We start from the raw sequence: 2,080 nt of genomic DNA on the forward strand, positions 1-2,080 counted from the left end.
CTAATAATGTTTATGTTGGTGGTTATATTAGAGGTAATATTCATACAGAAGGAAAAGTAGATTTAGCACCTACCGGGGCTTTTTTCGGTGATATGCTAGTAGGACATTTGAATGTGGAGGAAGGTGCTTTATTTAAAGGCAATTGTGAAATGCATGATCCTAAAAAAGAGCCTATAGTGAAGCAAGCCCCTATGGAAGAGATTGAGTGTTAAGGGCAATTAAAATACTATAGGCAATAATGTGCGACATTTTCAAAACTGTATTTAGGCGAGTGTTTTGAATGATTTGCCTTTCCATTAAACCCCCGATGTTTACTACTCCGGTAATACCTACATCACCAACAGGGGGCAGATGTTTATTTAAAGCTGAACCAGGCTTTAAGGGTTGATTATGAAAAACTAAGGTGCCTACATTAGTAAAATGCCCTAAGCAGGCATCAATGGCAATTAGGGGATGAGTAGTTAATTGTGAAGTAAGAGAAGCATAAATGGTTTTTAGATTACCGGCATGTACCGGTGAATCTATAGTGCCAATAATAGTGGCTTGTTGATGAGTCAGCAGGGTTTTTAATTGCCAGCCGGTTAGAGGACCTAAACTATCACCGGTAGCTCGATCAGTCCCGATACAAAGAATAAGGGGCTGTTTTTTTTTGTGGGTATTTTTTAGAAAATTACGCAGATGGGTAGCTAAATGATAAATAGCCAAAGGTTCTTCCATATGTACCCGGCGGGGTATTTGTTTTTTACTAGCCGGAAAAAGCGGAAAAATTTTTGAGGACACACTTTCACCTCCAGATTCACTAAAAAATAGTGTATACAAAAGGTGAAAAATTATGCGGATATTTCATTTTTTCCCACATAAATTAGGTAGAAGCTAATTTAGGAGGGAATAAGATGTGGCGATTGGCTTTTACTTATTTAGGAGCCTTGGTAGGTGCGGGTTTTGCTTCTGGGCAAGAATTGTTAAGGTTTTTTGCTGTTTATGGGGTAAAGGGAATTGGCGGTGCCCTAGTAGCAGGTGTGCTTTTGGGTCTTTTGGGCTACTTAGCTTTGAAAATAGTTTCCAAAGAAAAAATAAATGATTATGGTCAGTTTTTAAATTATTTGTTTGGTCCTTATTGGGGATTAATTATGGACGGCTTTTTAAGTTTATTTTTACTGCTTTCTTTGGCGGTTATGTTGGTCGCTGGGGGCAGCTTGGGAGCCGAACAGGGCTTAGCTTTTTCTTGGGGGTTTGTTTTGACGGCTTTTTTTACCGGTTGGGTGCTTTTAATCGGTAAAGAAGGTGTTTTGTGGTTAAATACCTTTTTAATTCCGGGTCTTTTAATTTTAACTATATTAATTAGTTTAAATAGTTTGTTAAGTGATTTAGAAATAGTAAGGGTTATTGGCCGGCCGGATCTTATCGGTACTAATTGGTTAAAGGCACTCTTTCTTTATGCAGCCTATAATTTTGTGTTGGGTGCTTCCCTTTTAGCTTCATTGGGGGGAACTGATCAAAAAAAAATTAAAGGCATTTTTTATGGGGGAATAATTTTTGGAGGAATTGCTGCTTTAATTAGTGGGGCTTTATATCAAAAGTTGTCACTAGTAAAATTTAGGTCACTACCTTTTTTGGTATTGGCTCAGGCTTTTGCTCCTGCTTGGGCCAAACTTTATGCTTTTTTCTTGTGGGCGGCTATTTTTACTACGGCCCTTGGTCTCGGCTGGGGATTAGTGAAACGTTGTGAACGTTTAATTAGGGCCCCCCGCTGGCTAATTCTCCTCGGTTTATTTTTACTGACTTTACCTTTTTTGGCTTGGTCTTTGCCGGAAATGGTGGAATTCGTTTATCCTTTTATTGGTTATGGAGGTTTGGTTTTGGGAGCTGGTTTGCTTTATAAGTGGTTCGTAAAATAATGTTAGTGTAAATTTACTTTAATTTTTTATTGATTTTTCTTGGATGATATATTTACATTTTTGACACTTTAAAATGAAAAAGGCTCGTTATTCCTTGATGGCCAAGGGATACAAGCCTTTTTGTTTTTTTAAAAACTGCGTAATATATTTATTTTTTTGTAGCCTTGAAGATTTTTTTAATC

Annotated in this window: 3 protein-coding genes; 2 read left to right on the top strand and 1 reads right to left on the bottom strand. The window is 37.3% G+C overall.

The window, feature by feature from the left end; all coding sequences use genetic code 11:
* A partial coding sequence (locus GX687_04495) for a polymer-forming cytoskeletal protein (GenBank protein HHX96704.1) occupies nt 1-212 on the top strand: 212 nt, incomplete at its 5' end.
* On the opposite strand, the gene yyaC is transcribed toward GX687_04495, so the two are convergent.
* A complete protein-coding gene (gene yyaC / locus GX687_04500; GenBank protein HHX96705.1) occupies nt 190-780 on the bottom strand; it encodes a spore protease YyaC in 591 nt (196 codons plus the stop codon). The genes GX687_04495 and yyaC overlap by 23 nt on opposite strands.
* Nucleotides 781-893: 113 nt before the next feature.
* Between yyaC and GX687_04505 the strand changes: the two genes are divergently transcribed.
* Nucleotides 894-1,898 (top strand): hypothetical protein, encoded by a 1,005-nt coding sequence (locus GX687_04505; protein HHX96706.1) that lies wholly within the window; start codon nt 894-896, stop codon nt 1,896-1,898.
* Nucleotides 1,899-2,080 lie beyond the last annotated feature (182 nt).

This window comes from Clostridia bacterium (assembly GCA_012841935.1).
Classification (GTDB): domain Bacteria; phylum Bacillota; class Peptococcia; order DRI-13; family DTU073; genus DUTS01.

What these genes read in the sequence shown, in the direction of transcription:
- GX687_04505 (HHX96706.1), top strand. Translation starts at nt 894, where the DNA reads ATGTGGCGATTGGCTTTTACTTATTTAGGAGCCTTGGTAGGTGCGGGT.